The organism is Stappia sp. (genome assembly GCF_048261845.1).
GTDB lineage: Bacteria > Pseudomonadota > Alphaproteobacteria > Rhizobiales > Stappiaceae > Stappia.
Window position 1 is genome coordinate 12429 of the sequence record NZ_JBLXFR010000032.1, and the last position, 16163, is coordinate 28591.

At 66.8% G+C, this 16163-nt stretch carries 16 protein-coding genes; 12 read left to right on the forward strand and 4 right to left on the reverse strand.

Translation table 11 applies throughout. The features are described from left to right. Window positions 1–39: 39 nt before the first annotated feature. Together ACN0T5_RS13675 and ACN0T5_RS13680 are read right to left on the reverse strand one after the other, a co-directional pair. Window positions 40–1347, reverse strand: coding sequence for a four-carbon acid sugar kinase family protein (locus tag ACN0T5_RS13675; protein WP_417769156.1), 1308 nt, complete (start codon window positions 1345–1347; stop codon window positions 40–42). After that, window positions 1347–2600, reverse strand: a complete 1254-nt coding sequence (locus ACN0T5_RS13680) for a ribulose-bisphosphate carboxylase large subunit family protein (RefSeq protein ID WP_417769157.1) — start codon at window positions 2598–2600, stop codon at window positions 1347–1349. Before ACN0T5_RS13680 ends, ACN0T5_RS13675 begins: the two co-directional genes overlap by 1 nt. Before the next feature lie 155 nt (window positions 2601–2755). On the opposite strand from ACN0T5_RS13680, the gene ACN0T5_RS13685 reads away from it, so the two are divergent. From ACN0T5_RS13685 to ACN0T5_RS13695, 3 genes are all read left to right on the forward strand, one after another. Continuing rightward, on the forward strand, window positions 2756–3580 hold the full coding sequence (locus tag ACN0T5_RS13685) for a phosphogluconate dehydrogenase C-terminal domain-containing protein (RefSeq protein WP_417769158.1): 825 nt from the start codon (window positions 2756–2758) through the stop codon (window positions 3578–3580). 104 nt (window positions 3581–3684) lie between these two features. Next, window positions 3685–4413 carry a transcriptional regulator NanR gene (gene nanR / locus ACN0T5_RS13690; protein ID WP_417769159.1) on the forward strand — a complete coding sequence of 243 codons (729 nt, stop codon included), beginning with the start codon at window positions 3685–3687 and terminating at the stop codon, window positions 4411–4413. A 121-nt stretch (window positions 4414–4534) separates the two neighbouring features. Next, the gene (locus tag ACN0T5_RS13695) at window positions 4535–5992 is read left to right on the forward strand and encodes an aldehyde dehydrogenase family protein (protein ID WP_417769160.1); all 1458 of its coding nucleotides are present in this window, start codon (window positions 4535–4537) and stop codon (window positions 5990–5992) included. Between the two features lie 85 nt (window positions 5993–6077). On the opposite strand, the gene ACN0T5_RS13700 is transcribed toward ACN0T5_RS13695, so the two are convergent. After that, complete coding sequence (locus ACN0T5_RS13700) at window positions 6078–6848, reverse strand: FadR/GntR family transcriptional regulator (protein ID WP_417769161.1); 771 nt, start codon at window positions 6846–6848, stop codon at window positions 6078–6080. 218 nt (window positions 6849–7066) lie between these two features. On the opposite strand from ACN0T5_RS13700, the gene ACN0T5_RS13705 reads away from it, so the two are divergent. From ACN0T5_RS13705 to ACN0T5_RS13745, 9 genes are all read left to right on the forward strand, one after another. Next, on the forward strand, window positions 7067–8047 hold the full coding sequence (locus ACN0T5_RS13705; RefSeq protein WP_417769162.1) for a TRAP transporter substrate-binding protein: 981 nt from the start codon (window positions 7067–7069) through the stop codon (window positions 8045–8047). Between the two features lie 65 nt (window positions 8048–8112). Then, window positions 8113–8631: a TRAP transporter small permease gene (locus tag ACN0T5_RS13710; protein ID WP_417769163.1), complete on the forward strand. Its 519-nt coding sequence runs from the start codon at window positions 8113–8115 to the stop codon at window positions 8629–8631. Continuing rightward, window positions 8628–9905 (forward strand): TRAP transporter large permease, encoded by a 1278-nt coding sequence (locus ACN0T5_RS13715; protein ID WP_417769164.1) that lies wholly within the window; start codon window positions 8628–8630, stop codon window positions 9903–9905. The genes ACN0T5_RS13710 and ACN0T5_RS13715 overlap by 4 nt, the downstream gene beginning before the upstream one ends. A 31-nt stretch (window positions 9906–9936) precedes the next feature. After that, window positions 9937–10686, forward strand: a complete 750-nt coding sequence (locus ACN0T5_RS13720; protein WP_417769165.1) for a glucose 1-dehydrogenase — start codon at window positions 9937–9939, stop codon at window positions 10684–10686. 106 nt (window positions 10687–10792) lie between these two features. Further along, the gene (denD, locus tag ACN0T5_RS13725; RefSeq protein ID WP_417769166.1) at window positions 10793–11776 is read left to right on the forward strand and encodes a D-erythronate dehydrogenase; all 984 of its coding nucleotides are present in this window, start codon (window positions 10793–10795) and stop codon (window positions 11774–11776) included. After that, window positions 11773–12714, forward strand: coding sequence for an L-threonate dehydrogenase (ltnD, locus tag ACN0T5_RS13730; protein WP_417769167.1), 942 nt, complete (start codon window positions 11773–11775; stop codon window positions 12712–12714). Before denD ends, ltnD begins: the two co-directional genes overlap by 4 nt. A 2-nt stretch (window positions 12715–12716) precedes the next feature. Next, on the forward strand, window positions 12717–13985 hold the full coding sequence (gene otnK, locus ACN0T5_RS13735) for a 3-oxo-tetronate kinase (RefSeq protein WP_417769168.1): 1269 nt from the start codon (window positions 12717–12719) through the stop codon (window positions 13983–13985). Continuing rightward, entirely contained in the window at window positions 13982–14632 is a 651-nt protein-coding gene (locus ACN0T5_RS13740; protein ID WP_417769169.1) for an aldolase, read from the forward strand. Before otnK ends, ACN0T5_RS13740 begins: the two co-directional genes overlap by 4 nt. 5 nt (window positions 14633–14637) lie before the next feature. Beyond that, window positions 14638–15438: a hydroxypyruvate isomerase family protein gene (locus ACN0T5_RS13745; RefSeq protein ID WP_417769170.1), complete on the forward strand. Its 801-nt coding sequence runs from the start codon at window positions 14638–14640 to the stop codon at window positions 15436–15438. Window positions 15439–15515: 77 nt separating this feature from the next. Here ACN0T5_RS13745 and ACN0T5_RS13750 read toward each other — a convergent pair whose 3' ends face one another. Then, window positions 15516–16082 carry a cupin domain-containing protein gene (locus ACN0T5_RS13750; protein WP_417769171.1) on the reverse strand — a complete coding sequence of 189 codons (567 nt, stop codon included), beginning with the start codon at window positions 16080–16082 and terminating at the stop codon, window positions 15516–15518. Window positions 16083–16163 lie beyond the last annotated feature (81 nt).

A 16163-nucleotide genomic window follows, 5' to 3' on the forward strand; every position in this document is an offset into this window, starting at 1 on the left:
CGTCGCGACGATCCCGGTCGCGCCCGGCGACGGATCTGTCTATTCGCCCGTCAGCTTGCCGTCTCGCAGGCGCGTGAAATAATCGTCCTTGCCGATCTGCCCGCCCTTCAGGATCAGTTCCACGGGCTTGGGTCCGGGGCCGTGACCGAGGCAGACCGGCGAGCCCGGGCTGTCGGGGATCGGGTGGCGCAGTGTCAGGGCCTGGATGTCGAGCGCGGCAAGCGCGTGGCTCGACGTGTCGCCGCCGGCGATCGCGATACGCCCGAGCCGGTGTCGCGACATCAGTTCCCCGAGCATTGCGCCAAGCGCCCGCCCCGCCGCGTCGTCATTGCCGGTCTCGGCCAGTGGCCCTTCGGGCGGGCCGAGCGCTGTATGGATGATGGGGCTCAGCCCGTCATCGAGCACGCGCGATGCCTCCTTGAGAGCCCGGTCGCAGGCGGCCTCGCGGCCCTGGCCCGAGACGAGCGCGGCATGGTCGATGGGGATGGCGCGAAACCCGTTGGCGCAGGCGGTCTCGATCTGCCTTGCGGTGGTGTGAGAGCAACTCCCCGAGACGACGGCCATGCGCCCACACGGCGCGAGCGGATCGAAGGTCCGCCGGGCCATGTCCAGCCCCTCCGCGCGCCAGGCTTCGACAAGCGCGTATTCGACGCCGGACGAGCCGAAGACCAGCGGGCCGGTTTCCGGTTGCCGGCGTGTCAGCGCGGTACCCGCGCGGCGCTGGCTGTTTTCGTCATGGACATCGATCAGCACGATGCGTGCATCGCCTGCGGCCTCCCGTGCGAGGACCGGATCGACCGGACTGTCGAGACGCGAGGGCAGGTCCGTTTGCGCGGCGAGATGAACCAGCAGGTCCGCTTCCCGCATCGGCGTCGCCGGATGGCGTGACATGACCGGGTGGCGGTCGATGCGGTGGACCTCGTCCCGGTAGCCGGCGAAAAGCTGGCCGAGGAACGTGTAGCGGCGCAACTGGGGTGCTCCGACGATGACCGGAACCTGCATCTGGCCGAACGTCCGCAGTCCGATCTCGATCGCCCGGCCGATGGACCCGCGTTGCGGTGCGCTGTCGAAGGTGGAGCAGACCTTGTAGTGGCAGAAGCGCGCACCGAGCGATTTCAGCCAGGCGAAGGCGCCGGGAAGGTTCTCGTCCATCCACTCCGGCGAGCGGCTGCGGCTGGTGCCGGCAAGGCCGATGGCCCGGCAGTGGGCGAAGCGCGTCATGAGGTCGGCGTCAGGCAGGCGGGTGAAGAGGACCGTCTCGATGCCATGCGACGACAGGGCTTCCATCACGTCCGTCGAACCGGTGAAATCGTCGCCATAATAGGAGATGAGCGGTCCGGTCGGCATCAGCGCTTGCCCTTGAAGAGGGCGAGCGCCGCGGCGAGTTCCGGATGGTGCCTCGCATGCTCGTCGATGGGGATGCCGGCCATGGCGGCCTCGGCCGCCTGTCGCAGGCTGGCGACGCCGCCCGCGACACCGAGCGGATGACCCATGATCCCGCCGCCGGCGCAATAGAGAAAGTCGGGCGTCCCGAGGGTCCGGTAGGTCGGCTCCACCTGCGCGGCCGTCTGCCCGGAGGAAAAGACGGGCAGGCAGGCAAACGGGGTCTCCTGCCCGAAAAGCGGGCTGCCCACGGCGCGGGCGGAGGCCATGACCGAGGCGTCGTCCTCGGAGAACTTGTTGGCCAAGCCGTTCACATGCAGATGGTCGGCGCCCGCAATGCGCCAGAATTTCTGCCAGGCCTCATAGGCGATGCCGATGTCGGGGGAGCGGGAGAACAGCCCCCAGCCGTTGCGATGGCAATGCAGCGGCAGGCTGGCGTGTCGCCGGATCGCGCCGAGCCCCGCAAGGCCGACCGAGTGCAGGCTCACCATGATGCATGTGCCGCCCGCGGCGGCGACGTGATCGGCGCGGCGTTTCATTTCGTCGACCTCGCCGGTGATGTTGAAGGCGACCATGGCCTTGCGCCCGGAGCGCTGGGCATGGTCGTTGACGACGCGCATCACCGCATCGACCCTTGCCTCGAACGGGCAGTTGGGGCCGTCGGCCTGCAACTCGTCATCCTTGATGAAGTCGATGCCGCCGGCCACGAGTTCGGCAACGACTGAGGCCGTTTCCTCCGCTGACAGTCCGACGCTCGGCTTGATGATGGTGCCGATCATCGGCCGGTCATGAACGCCGGCGAGGGACCGTGTGCCGGCGACGCCGAAGGCCGGGCCTTCATAGGCGCGGGCGAAGCTCTGGGGAAAGGTGACGTCGAGCAGCCGCAGGGCCGAAACCTCCGCCAGCTCGAAGAGGTTTCCGGCAACGGTGGCGAGCGCGTTGGTCAGCGACGGCCCGAAATTGTCGACCGGCCAGGAGAGCAGCAGTTCCCCGCGCCGATAGAGGGAACCTGGTGTCCGGCACGGCAGGGAGGGTGTTTGTGAGCTGCCGGTCTCGACGATTTCCTCGACCCGTGCGCCGGCGCGCTCTCGCAAGGCATCCGTTTCCCCGGGAAGGCGCATGAACGTCCCGCAGGACTGCTCGCCGGCGATCGTCTCGGCCACCTGGGCGAGCGGCACCGGACTTTCGACATCGTAGCGGGCGTAGAGGCGTTCCATCGGGGTCTCTCTGTGCAGGCGGCAATGGTCAGGCGCGAACGCATCCTCGCGCGCGGCAGCGGATGCATCCAGTGCGGGGAGTATTATCATCTCATCATACCAGTTGACAACATGATGAATGATCGGTTTGATCGCGCTCAAACAGGAGAGCGACAATGAAGATTGCACTGCTTGGAGCCGGTGGAAAAATGGGCGTCCGCCTCGCCGCCAACCTGAAGGGATCTCCCTACGAGGTTGCGCATGTGGAGATCGGCGAGGCGGGCCGCGCGCGCCTGCATGCGGCCCTGGGGATCGAGTGTGTGGGAACCGACGAAGCGCTGGCCGGCGCGGGCGCCGTGATCCTTGCCGTGCCGGATACGGCGATCCAGGCGGTCGCGGCCGCCGTGGTGCCGAAGCTCGCGCCGGGCACCATCGTCATGGCGCTCGATGCGGCTGCGCCCTTTGCAGGTCACTTCCCCGAGCGCGCGGACGTCACCTATTTCGTTTCCCATCCCTGCCATCCGCCGATCTTCAACGACGAGACCGAGCCTGCCGGCCGCCGCGACTATTTCGGCGGCGTCGCGGCGCGGCAGTCCATCGTCAGCGCCCTGATGCAGGGACCGGAGGAGCACTTTGCCATCGGCGAGGCGATCGCCCGCACGATCTACGGGCCGATCCTGCGTTCGCATCGCGTCACGGTTGAGCAGATGGCCCTGCTTGAACCCGGCCTGTCCGAAACGGTCTGCGCCACCCTGCTCGTGGTCATGAAGGACGCGATGGACGAGGTCGTGCGTCGCGGTGTCGATCCGGTGGCGGCCCGGGATTTCCTGCTCGGCCATCTCAACATCCTGGGCGCTGTTGTCATGGGCGAGGTCGAGGGGGCCTTTTCGGACGCCTGCAACAAGGCGATCGCCAACGGGAAGCCCCGTTTGATGCGCGAGGACTGGCTCGGTGTGTTCGAGCCGGAGGAGATCGCCGAAAGCATCCGGGCGATCACCTGAAGGCCATCACCTGAAGGGCCGGTTCCTGCCCGCGCGGCGCGGATATGGCAGTGGCGAGATGCCGTTGCTATAGGTGGGGCGGGATCCGGGCAAAGGAAGGCGCCATGCGCAAGCTGAACACAACCGATGGCGAGGGGGACAGGATCGTCCGGCGCAAGCTCTCCGAGCAGGTCCTGGAGCGCCTGCTCGACATGATCACGCGCCGCGAGATCGCGCCCGGCGAGCCGATGCCCTCCGAGCGCGACCTGATGGACCGCTTCGGCGTCGGGCGTCCGGCGGTGCGCGAGGCGCTGCAGTCACTCGACACGATGGGCTTGATCAGCATTTCCCACGGGGAGCGGGCCCGCGTCAGCGCGCTGACGGCCGATACGGTGATCCGCCAGATTGACGGCGTCGCCCAGTTGCTGCTCTCCGCCTCGCCGGACAATCTGGAGCACCTGAAACAGGCGCGGCGGTTCTTCGAGACGGGCATGGTGCGGCTCGCGGCCGCCAACGCGGCGCCGGCGGACATCGCGGAGTTGCGCAACCTGGTCGACCGGCAGCGCGAGAGCCTCGGCGATGCCGACGCGTTCATCGCCGCCGACATCGCCTTCCATCGGCGCATCGCAGCGCTTTCCGGCAACCCGATCTTTGCCGCCATCAGCGGCGCGATGCTGAACTGGCTGTTCAACTATCACTCGGAAATGCTGCTCTGGTCGGGCGCCGAGCACAAGACGCTGGCCGAACATGCCACCATCGTCGACCGGCTTGCGACAGGCGACGGCGAGGGGGCGGCGACGGCGATGGAAGGCCATCTGGACCGCACGGACGCGCTCTATCGTCACAAGGACTGATCCGCACGTCAGACGAAACCTGTAAACAGAATTGACTCATTCAGGCGCAAGAGCCATTCTCTCGCCAAAGGGCGATGCCTGTCGGCAACGCCCGACATTTCTCCATACGAGAGTATCCGCCATGCTTGACAGGACTTCCGTCACCGCCTTCGGTCATGTGATCGACGGCAAGGTCACCGACCGCGCAACGAACGAGGGGATTGATGTCCTCGACCCCTCGACGGGGCGCGTCTTCGCCCGCCTGCCGCGCGGCAGTGCCGCCGATGTCGACAGGGCTGTCGCGGCCGCGCGGGCGGCCTTTGAGGGGGCGTGGGGTGCCATGTCGGCGCTGGAGCGCGGCCGCATCCTGATGCGCTTGTCGGCCCTGATCCTCGAACATGCCGCCGAGCTTGCCGAGCTCGAATGCCTCGACACCGGCAAGCCGATGACACAGGCGCGCAGCGACATCGCCGCCACGGCCCGCTATTTCGAATATTACGGTTCCGCCGCCGACAAGCATCATGGCGAGACCATCCCCTATACGAAGGGCATGACCGTGATGGCGCTGCGGGTGCCGCATGGCGTCACCGGCCACATCATCCCGTGGAACTATCCCGCGCAGATCTTCGGCCGCTCCGTCGGCGGAGCGCTCGCCGCCGGCAACGCCTGCGTGGTCAAGCCGGCCGAGGATGCCTGCCTGACCCCGCTGCGGATGGCGGAACTCGCGCTCGAGGCGGGGCTTCCCGCCGGTGCGCTCAACATCGTCTGCGGGCTCGGCACGGAGGCGGGCGCCGCGCTCGCCGGGCATACCGGCATCAACCACATCTCCTTCACCGGTTCGCCGCAGACCGGTACGGCGGTGGCGAAGGCCGCGGCCGAAAATCATGTCCCCGTGACGCTCGAGCTCGGCGGAAAATCGCCGCAGATCCTCTTTGCCGACGCCGATCTGGACGAGGCCTTGCCGGTGGTCGTCAACGCCATTGTCCAGAATGCCGGCCAGACCTGCGCCGCCGGCAGTCGCGTCCTGATCGAGCGGTCGATCTACGACGAGGTGATGAAGCGCCTTGCTGCCAGGTTCGCCGAACTGAAGGTCGGGCAGGGCATCGACGATCCGGATTGCGGTCCCATCGTCAGCGCCAGGCAGTTGCGCCGGGTGAGCGAGCTGGTCGATGCGGCCCTTGCCGACGGCGCGAAGGTGGTCGCGAGGGCCCGGATGGACGCGGCCGCGCCGGAGGGCGGCTTCTACTATCCGCCGCTGCTTCTCGATGGCGCCGCGCCGGAGAGCCGGCTGGCGCAGGACGAGATCTTCGGTCCCGTTCTTGCCGCGTTTCCCTTTGAAGACGAGGCCGAGGCGATCCGTCTTGCCAATGCCACCCCTTACGGATTGACGGCGTCGGTCTGGACGCGGGATGGCGGCCGGCAGATGCGCTGCGCTCACGCGATCGAGGCAGGCCAGGTTTTCATCAACAATTACGGTGCGGGCGGGGGGATCGAACTGCCCTTCGGCGGCATGAAGCGCTCCGGCTACGGGCGGGAAAAGGCATTTGAAGGAATGGTCAGCTTCACCACCATCAAGACGGTGGTGCTGAAGCACGGCTGACGGTGCTGGACGATTGGGGAGGCGGCCACCCGGGTGGGCCGCCTTCCCGGGACGTCCTCCCGCAACTTCCGGGCGCGTGCGGAGGTCAGAAACCCGGCTGGCTGGTCAGCATGCGGGTGCGGGCATGCTCGATATGGTTCCGCATCGCCCGTTTCGCCTTGTTGGCGGCGCCGGCCTCGATGTGGCGGAAGATGTCTTCATGCTCCGCCTGCACCGCCTCGGCCCGCACGAGCGGCTGGAACTTCACCAGAAAGCGCATCAAAGTCACCGAGCGCGTAACGTCGTATTCCAGTGATTTCAAGGTGTTGACGATGCGGGGGTTGCACGTTGCGATCGCCACCGCCTCGTGAAACGCATAGTCGTGATAATGCATGATGGCGTTCTTGTGCATCGCTTCGGAGAAGCGGTCGAGAGCGCCGCGCAGGCGCTCGATATCCGCCGGCCCGCGCCGCCTTGCGGCAAGATAGGCGGCCTCGGGCTCGATCAGCAGCCGCAATTCGATGCCGTTGAGCAGGTCGCCGATGCGCTGCAGGGCCTCCCGGTCATTGTCGCCGGCGACATCCGCGCCCTGGGCGCCCATGGCGTTCTGGACATAGTTGCCCGACCCGCGCACGGAGGTGATCAGCCCGTCCTCACGCAGCTTGTCGAGTGCCTCCCGCAGGACCGGCCGTGACACGTCGAACTCGCCGGCAAGCGTGTTCTCCGACGGCAGCTTGGTGCCGGCGGTGATCATCCCCGTCACGATCGCATGAAACAGGTTCTCGTAGACCCGGTCGGCGAGCCGCTCGGCCTTGCTCTGCTGGAGGTCGGCGAAGGCGAAGTCCGTCGACCGCGGTGGTGGCGCGGTCTTGTCCATGCCTCGTTTTATTGGCGAAAGCTCTCGTTGGGTCAATATCGCCACCTGCTCTGCGGTTCGCCGGGATGCCGCCGCGCCTGTCCCGGCGAGCGGTCATCGGGTTGATTATCTTATAATCATCATACCAGTTACGCAAAAGTTGTAAAACGTATTGACTGGATGGCCGTTCGCATACACACTCCGCGGCCGGTGCAGGAGACACCAGGGAGGATATCGCTATGTTTCGTTTCCGCAGTTTCGCAGCCGTCTCGGCCGTTGCCGCCTCGTTCGCGCTCGGCGGCGCCGCCTCGGCCCAGACCGTTTTGAACTTCGCGCATTCCACGGCGCAGAATTCCCACTACAGCATGGGCGTGCAGGCGTTTGCCAAGACGCTCTCCGAGCTCAGCAATGGCAAGTTCGAGATCCGCGAGCAGGCCGCCGGCGCGCTCGGCGGCGAGCGTGACGTGATCGAGGGGCTGCAAATCGGTTCCGTCGAGCTCACCATTTCCTCGACCGGCCCGCTTGGCAACTTCGTCCCCGAGGCGCTGGTTCTCGACCTGCCGTTCCTGTTCAAGGACTATGACGCGGCCCGCTCGATCCTTGACGGCGAGATCGGCCAGGAGCTTCTGGCGAAGGTCAGCGAGAACAATCTCGTCGCCCTTGCATGGTCCGAGAACGGCTTCCGCCATGTCACCAATTCCCGGGGGCCGATCAACACGCCCGCCGATCTCGACGGGCTGAAGATCCGCACCATGGAAAACCCGGTGCACATGGAAGCCTTCCGCGCGGCCGGCGCCTCGCCGACGCCGATGGCGTTTCCCGAGGTGTTCGCGGCCCTTCAGCAGCACGTGATCGACGGCCAGGAAAACCCGATCCCGGTCATCACCGCCTCGAAGTTCTGGGAAGTGCAGGACAACCTGACGCTGACCGGCCATGTCTATTCGCCGGCGATCATCCTTGCCGCGCCGAGCCTTTGGGACGGTCTCTCCGACGAGGAGAAGGGCTGGTTCCAGGAGGCCGCCACGGCCGCCGTCGCGGCCACCCGCGCCAAGGTCGAGGCGGACGAGGCCAACGGCGTCGCGCTGCTGCGCGAGAACGGCATGAAGGTGATCGAGAAGGTCGACCAGGCCGCGTTCCAGAAGGCGGTCAGCCCGGCCTATGACACGTTTGTCTCCAAGTATGGCGACGAAATGCTGAAGCGCATTCAGGCCGCTCAGTAACACGGCCTGCCTCACGGCATCTCCGGGGTGGGCGCTTGTGCGGCCACCCCGGCAGGAGTTCGATCATGCAGTGGTTCTTCGCCGTCGAGCGCCGGGTGACCCGGGTCGCTCTCGAGCTGTCCATCTTTGCCCTGGCGGTGATCGTCGCGCTGACCTTCTATCAGGTCGTGACCCGTTTCGTTTTCGGCCATCCCTCCGCCTGGTCGGAGGTTGCCGCGCGTTCGGCGATGATGTGGATGGTGTTCCTCGGGCTTGCCGCCGCGTTCCGGCAGGGGGCGATGATCGCCGTCGATTTCCTGCTCGATGTCGGGCCGAAGCCGCTGCGTGTGGTCCTGATCGTCCTGATCGGCATCGCCTCGCTTGCCTTCCTCGCCCTGCTCGTCTGGTACGGCACGGCCATGGCCATGCGCGTTCAACGGCAGAACCTTGCCGGCCTCGAGATCAGCATTGCCTGGGTCTATGCCGCGCTTCCCGCCGGAGCGGCCTTCGCCGTGCCCGGTGTGATCGCGCGCATGATCGTCAATCTGTCCGAGGAGAATGCCGCGCCGTCCGACGGCGTAAAGGATGTGGAGGGGCAGATATGAATGCCGCCCTTGCCTTCTCGCTGCTGATCCTGTTCGCGGCGGCGATTCCGATCGGCGTATCGCTGGTCCTGGCCAGCGCCTTCGGCATCACCTTCTTCTCCACGGTGCCGCTGCTGCTTGCCGTTCAGCGCATCTTTGCCAGCATCGATTCCTTTCCGCTGCTTGCCGTTCCGCTGTTCATCCTGTCCGGCAACCTGATGGCGGCAGCCGGCATTTCCGAGCGCCTGGTGGAACTGGCGAAGTCGATGGTCGGCGGCATCCAGGGCGGGCTCGCCTGCACCTGTGTCGTCACCTGCATGATCTTTGCATCCGTGTCTGGGTCATCCGTTGCCACCACCTTTGCCATCGGCGTCATTCTCATTCCGGCCATGGTCCGGCACGGCTATCCGGTTGGCACGGCCGCGGCGATCCAGGCGTCCTCGGCGGAGCTCGGGGTGCTGATCCCGCCCTCCATCCCGCTCATTCTCTATGGCGTCGCGACGGAGACCTCGATCGGGCAGCTGTTCCTTGCCGGAATTGGCCCGGGCATCCTCGTCGCCGCCGCGTTGTTCCTGTACCTGCTGGTGCTCTGCCGGGTGAAAGGGTACGGCAAGATGGACGGTGACGAGCGCCGGCCGCTGCTGGATGCGCTGTTCCATGCCTTCTGGGCGTTGCTGATGCCGGTCATCGTGCTCGGAGGCATCTATGGCGGCGTGTTCACGCCGACCGAGGCCTCCTCCATCGCCGTCGTCTACGCGCTTTTCGTCGGGGTGTTCGTCTATCGCTCGCTGACCTTGGCAAAAATCTATGCGGCGCTGCGCACCTCGGCGGTTTCCAGCACGGTCATCATGATCATCATCGCCGGTGCCGGGCTGTTTTCGTTCCTCGTGACCCGTTCCGGCCTGCCGGCGATCATCGCGCAATGGGTGCAGGAGGTCTTCACCGACAAGTACAGCTTCCTGATCGCGGTGAATGTCTTCCTGTTCATTGTCGGCATGTTCGTCGAGACGTCGGCCGCGATCCTGGTCCTGGCGCCGCTGCTTGCCCCGATCGCCATCGCCTATGGCGTCGATCCGGTGCATTTCGGCCTGATCATCGTCGTCAACCTGGCGCTGGGCATGTTCACACCCCCGGTCGGGGTCAACCTCTTCGCCGCCTGTGCGGTGGCGAAGATATCCATCCAGAAAATCATTCCGGCCCTTGTTCCGATGGTTCTGGTGGTGATGGGTTGCGTCCTGCTGGTCACGTATGTGCCATTCATCTCGCTCGGCCTTGTCGAGCTGTTCTACAGGTAGCGGCGACGCCGCTCCGGTTCTGGAGACACACATGAAGCTGAAGGACAAGGTCGCCATCGTCACGGGCGCTGGCGGGGGCTATGGCGAGGGCATCGCCCGCTATTTCGCCGAAGAGGGGGCGAAGGTCGTTGTCGCCGACATTCGCGGCGATGCGGCCGCGCGGGTGGCATCGGAAATCGGCAAGGCGGCGCTGGCGGTCACGGCCGACGTCACGGACAGCGCCTCGACAAAGGCGATGATCGAGGCCGCGACCGGCGGGTTCGGCAAGCTCGACATCATCGTCAACAATGCCGGCACCACCCACAAGAACCAGTCGATGCTGACCGTCGACGAGGCGACCTTCGACAAGGTCTATGCGGTCAACGTCAAGTCGCTTTACCACGCGGCCGTCCACGGCGTGCCGGCGCTGGAGAAGAACGGCGGCGGCGTCATCATCAACATCGCCTCGACCGCCGGCGTCAGGCCGCGCCCCGGCCTGACCTGGTACAACGGCTCGAAGGGTGCTGCGATCGCCATCACCCGTTCGATGGCGGTGGAGCTGGCGGATCGCGGCATTCGCGTCTGCGGCATCAATCCGGTGATGGGCGAGACCGGCCTCACGGACCAGTTCCTGCCCGGAGACGACACGCCGGAAACGCGCGCGAAGGTCATTGCCGGCATCCCGCTCGGGCGCCTGTCGCGCCCGCTCGACATTGCCAAGGCGTGCGGGTTCCTGGCCTCGGACGAGGCGGAATTCATCACCGGCGTGCTGCTCGAGGTCGACGGCGGCCGCTGCATTTAAGGTCCGGACCCCAGGGACTGCCACCGGGACCCATCCTGGCTGGCGGCGTTGGCGATGCCGGAGCGCCAGTTCCTGCCAGTCCCTGCCGTTCGCAAGGAGAGCGACAATGACGACCTGTCTCATCATCGGCGGCGGCGGCATGCTCGGCCAGGGATTGGCCGGGGCGCTGGCCGCACGGGGAACCCTTGCCGGAGCGGCCCTCGAGCGGATGACCCTGTTCGACGTGGTGCCGGCAAGGGTGCCGGACGGCAACCTGCCGGTTGCCGTCGAAACCGGTGACCTCAGTGTGCCGGGCGAGGCGGAGCGTCTCGTCGCGGCCCGTCCCGACGTGATCTATCATCTGGCGGCAATTGTCTCCGGCGAGGCCGAGCGCGACTTCGAAAAGGGCTACCGGATCAACCTGGACGGCACCCGGTTGCTGTTCGAGGCGATCCGGGCCGAGCACCAGCGGTCGGGCTACTGCCCGCGCGTCGTGTTCACCTCCTCGCTGGCCGTCTTCGGCATTCCGCTTCCCGATGTCATCGGCGACGACCATGTGGTCACGCCGCTGTCGAGCTACGGCACACAGAAGGCCATCGGCGAGTTGCTGCTCGCCGATTACAGCCGCCGCGGGTTCTTCGACGGCATCGGCCTGCGGTTGCCGACCATCGTCATCCGTCCGGGCAAGCCGAACGCGGCCGCCTCCGGCTTCTTCTCCTCGATCCTGCGCGAGCCGCTCGCCGGCAAGGAGGCGGTGCTGCCGGTCGGCACCGATGTGCGGCACTGGCTGGCGAGCCCGCGCGCGGCCGTGGGCTATCTCGTCCATGCCGGCGATCTCGACACCGCCGCCATGGGCGGCCGGCGCAACATCACCCTGCCCGGCGTGTCGGTGACCGTGGCGGAGCAGATCGAGGCGCTGCGCAAGGTGGCGGGCGAGGAGGCGGTGGCCCGGATCCGCCACCAGCCCGATCCCGTCATCGAGGCGATCATCTCCACCTGGCCGAAGGCTTTCGACACGCGCCGCGCGCTGGATCTCGGCTTTGCGGGCGATGCCTCGATAGAGGCCATCATCACTGCCTATCTCGAGGACCACGCCGGAGCCGCGTCATGAGCGCGGCCGCAGACCCCGTCGTCATCATCGGCCTTGGTGCCATGGGTCTGGGCATGGCGCGCTCGTTGCTGCGCGCCGGCCTGCCGGTCACCGGCATCGACCGCGATGCGGCGGCCATGGCCGCCTTCGAAGCGGACGGCGGAGGGGTTGCCGTCGACAGGCCGGCCCGCGATGCGGCGCTCAGGCAGGCCGCCGCCGTTGTCCTCGTCGTCGTCAACGCGGCCCAGACCGAGGCCGTGCTCTTCGGTGAGGACGGTATCGCGCCGCATCTGCGTCCGGGCGCTGTCGTCATCTCCTGCGCCACCTTCGCGCCGGAGCACGCCGTCGATTTCGAGGCGCGGCTCGCCAGGCAGGGATTGCTCTATCTCGATGCCCCGATTTCCGGCGGCGCCGCGAAGGCAGCCGAGGGACGGCTGTCGATCATGGCTTCCGGCCGGCCCGAGGCCTTTGCCGCCGCGCGCGGCGCGCTTGATGCCATGGCCGAAACCGTCTTCGAGCTTGGCGATGCGGCCGGCCCCGGTTCGGCGATGAAGATCGTCAACCAGTTGCTCGCCGGCGTGCATATCGCGGCGACGGCCGAAGCGCTGACCTTCGGTGTGGGCCAGGGGATCGAGGTCGGCCGCATGGTCGATGTCATATCGCGCTGTGCCGGCACCTCTTGGATGTTCGAAAATCGCGGGCCCTTCATTGCGGCGGGCGACTATCGCCCGCACTCGGCGGTCGAGATTTTCGTCAAGGATCTCGGCATCGTCGCAGAGGCGGCGGAAAAGGGCACGCTGTCGGTGCCTTTGGCAAAGGCGGCGCTCGCACGGTTCCACGCCGCCCGCGAGGCGGGCTTGGGTCGCGAGGGCGATGTCGCCGTCGCCAAGGTCTATGCGCGCGAGGGCAATCTCGCCTTGCCCGGCGTTCCGGCAAATGACGACAAAGGCGGAGACTGACAATGCTGCTCGGATGTATCGGTGACGACCTGACGGGCTCGTCGGACCTTGCCAACACGCTGGTCAAGGGCGGCATGACCGTCACGCAATATTGCGGTCTGCCGGAGCGGCCGGCCGCCTCCGACGTCGAGGCGGGCGTCGTCGCGCTGAAGACCCGGAGCCTGCCGGTGGACGAGGCGGTTGCCCAGTCGCTGGCGGCGCTCGAATGGCTGCGTGCGCAAGGATGCCGGCAGTTCCTGTTCAAATACTGCTCGACCTTCGATTCCACGCCGGAAGGCAATATCGGCCCGGTCATCGATGCGCTGATGGATCGGCTGGAAACGGATCTGGCGATTGTCTGCCCCGTTTTCCCGGCCACGGGCCGCACGCTCTATCAGGGACACCTTTTCGTCGGGGATCGCCTGCTCAGCGAATCCGGCATGGAGGATCATCCGCTGACGCCGATGACCGATCCGGACATCCGCCGCTGGCTGGCGCACCAGACCCGCCATCGGGTCGCCCATGTGGCCCATGCCGTGGTCGCCAGGGGCGCGGAGGCGATTTCCGCCGCATTGGCCGCGGAGGCCGGAAAAGGTCCGGCACCCGTGGTCGTCGATGCGATATCCGACAGCGACCTTGTCGCCATCGGCGCGGCCGCCAGCAACCTTCCGCTGATCACCGGAGGATCCGGCATTGCGCTGGGGCTGCCGGCGAATTTCCGTGCCGCCGGCCTGCTGCGCGAGTCGGTCGCCGGGTTCGAGGGGGTGGACGGTCCGGGCGCCATCCTGTCCGGCTCCTGTTCGCGCGCGACCCGTGCCCAGGTCGAGCATCACCGCCGCAACCACCCGTCGCTGGAACTGCGCGCCGATGATGTGATGGAAGGCCGCGTCGTGGCTGCCGACATTGTCGATTTCGTCCTGTCCGCCGCCGACAGCGCGCCGCTTGTCTATTCCTCGGCCGATCCGGACGAGGTGCGCCGCGCCCAGCAGGCCTATGGCGGAATGGTGCTGGCCGAGGCGATCGAGGAGTTCTTCGCCGAACTTGCCGGGGCCCTTGTGGCCGGCGGGATCCGGCGTCTCGTTTCCGCCGGCGGGGAGACCTCCGGAGCGGTCATTCGGGGCATCGGGTGCGAGGCCCTGCGCATCGGTCCGGAGATCGATCCGGGCGTCCCGGCCCTGCGCGTCGAGGGTGCCGAACTGGCGCTGGCGCTCAAGTCCGGCAATTTCGGCGCTTTCGACTTCTTCGAACGGGCGATCGCCGCCCTTGCCGGAAACCGTCCGGGGCCGGCATGAGCGAGGAAGCGCGCCTGCGCGAGCTGGTTTGCGAACTCTCGCGCTCCATCTTCGATCGCGGCCTGACCGGCGGCGCCTCGGGCAATGTCTCGGTGCGTTTGCCTGACGGGGGCCTGCTGGTCAGTCCGACGGGATCCTCGCTCGGCCGGCTCGATCCCGCCCGGCTGTCGCGTTTCGACGAGAGCGGTCGGCACATTGGCGGCGATGCGCCGACCAAGGAAATGCCGCTGCATGCGGCCTTCTATGAGACGCGCGGCGCGAAAGCCGGCGCCGTCGTGCACCTGCACTCGACCCATTCCGTGGCGCTTTCCATGCTGCCGGAGACCGATCCGGACAATGTGCTGCCGCCGTTGACGCCTTACTCGATCATGCGGCTCGGCAAGGTGAAGCTGCTGCCGTTCTTCCGTCCCGGAGATGCCGCCATGGGCGAGGCGATCCGGGGACTTGCCGGCCGGCGCAGCGCCGTGCTGCTCGCCAATCACGGCCCGGTCGTTGCGGCGAAGGATCTTGAGGCCGCCGTCTACGCGATGGAGGAGCTTGAGGAAACCGCGCGCCTGGCGCTGCTGACGCGCGGGCTCAATCCGAAAATGCTTACCGATGCGCAAGTGCGCGATATTGTCGATCACTTCGACGTGGAATGGGACTGACCGACATGACCACCAGGACGGCATCGCCTGCGCAATTGCTGCTTTCCGCCAATCTCGGGTTTCTCTGGACGGAACTCCCGCTGCCGGACGCGGTGCGCGCTGCTGCCCGCGCCGGGTTCGATGCCGTCGAGCTGCATTGGCCCTACGCGGTTCCGGCGGGGGAGCTGCGCGCGGCGGTCGAGGAGACGGGGCTTCCCGTGCTTGGCCTCAACATGTCGCGCGGCGATCCCGGGAAGGGCGAATTCGGTCTTGCCGCGCTGCCCGGCCGTGAGGCGGATGCACTTGCCGCCTTCGAGCAGGCGCTCGGCTATGCCCGCCGCATCGATGCGGGGAACATTCATGTCATGGCGGGACTGGCGGAAGGGAGCGAGGCGCGCCGGACATTCGTTGCCAACCTGCGCCGGTTCCGCGACCTTGCCGCGCCCTACGGCGTGACGCTGCTGCTCGAACCGATCAACAGCCGCGATGTGCCGGGCTATTTCCTCAGTGATTGCGATACGGCCGCGGCGATCATCTCCGACTGTGGCGGCGACGGCATCCGCATCATGTATGACTGCTACCACATGCAGATCATGCGCGGTGATCTCCTCAGCGAAGCTGCCCGGATGATGGACCTGATCGGTCACATCCAGTTCGCCGCCGTGCCCGACCGGGCCGAGCCGGATCACGGCGAGGTCGATTATGGCTGGCTGTTGCCGGCCTTGCGCGATGCGGGCTACGGCGGATGTTTCGGCGCCGAGTACAAGCCGCGCGCCACGACCGACGACGGGCTCGGGTGGATCGGGCGCGTCGCGCCGCGCCGCTGATCCAGGCCGGAAACAGGCGCGCCTCCCGGCCAGCTGCTCCCGCTGGCCGATAAGGTGTCGCCCGCTTGCAAGGAAGATCAGAAGCTCGGCGGCGTGCAGGCGCTGACGACGATGCAGTCATGCGGCCCGACGGCGCGGAAGCGGTGGGGTATCGCGCTGTCGAAGGCGTAGGCATCGCCCGGGCCGAGAAGCTTGCGTTCATCGCCCACGGTGACCTCCAGCCGGCCGGAAATCACGATCCCGCCTTCCTCCCCGTCATGCGACAGCGGGGCCCGGCCCGTATCCGCGCCGGCTGAGTAGCGCTCGTGCAGGATCTGCAGCCTGCGGCCGAAGAGGTTGCCGCCCACCTGCCGGTAGGAAATCCGGCCCTTGCCGATTTCCGTCAGTTCCTCGGCGGCGAAGAACACCTGCCGTTCGGCCTTGGGCTCGAAGGCAAAGAAATCCGACAGGCTGACCGGCACACCGTCGAGCACCCGTTTCAGCGCGCCGACCGACGGGTTCATGCGTCCCGCCTCGATCAGGGAGATCGTCGCGTTGGTGACGCCGGCCTGTTTCGCCAGCGCGCGCTGCGACAATCCGTGGGCGAGCCGCAGGGCACGCAGGCGTCTGCCGAGGTCGAGACCCGTATCCGTGTCGTTTGACATGTTCACGATCCTTAACGATTTCAAATTGATCTTATATAAATCAACAGCTTGCAATCCATGAAAAACAGTCTGTTGCAAGAT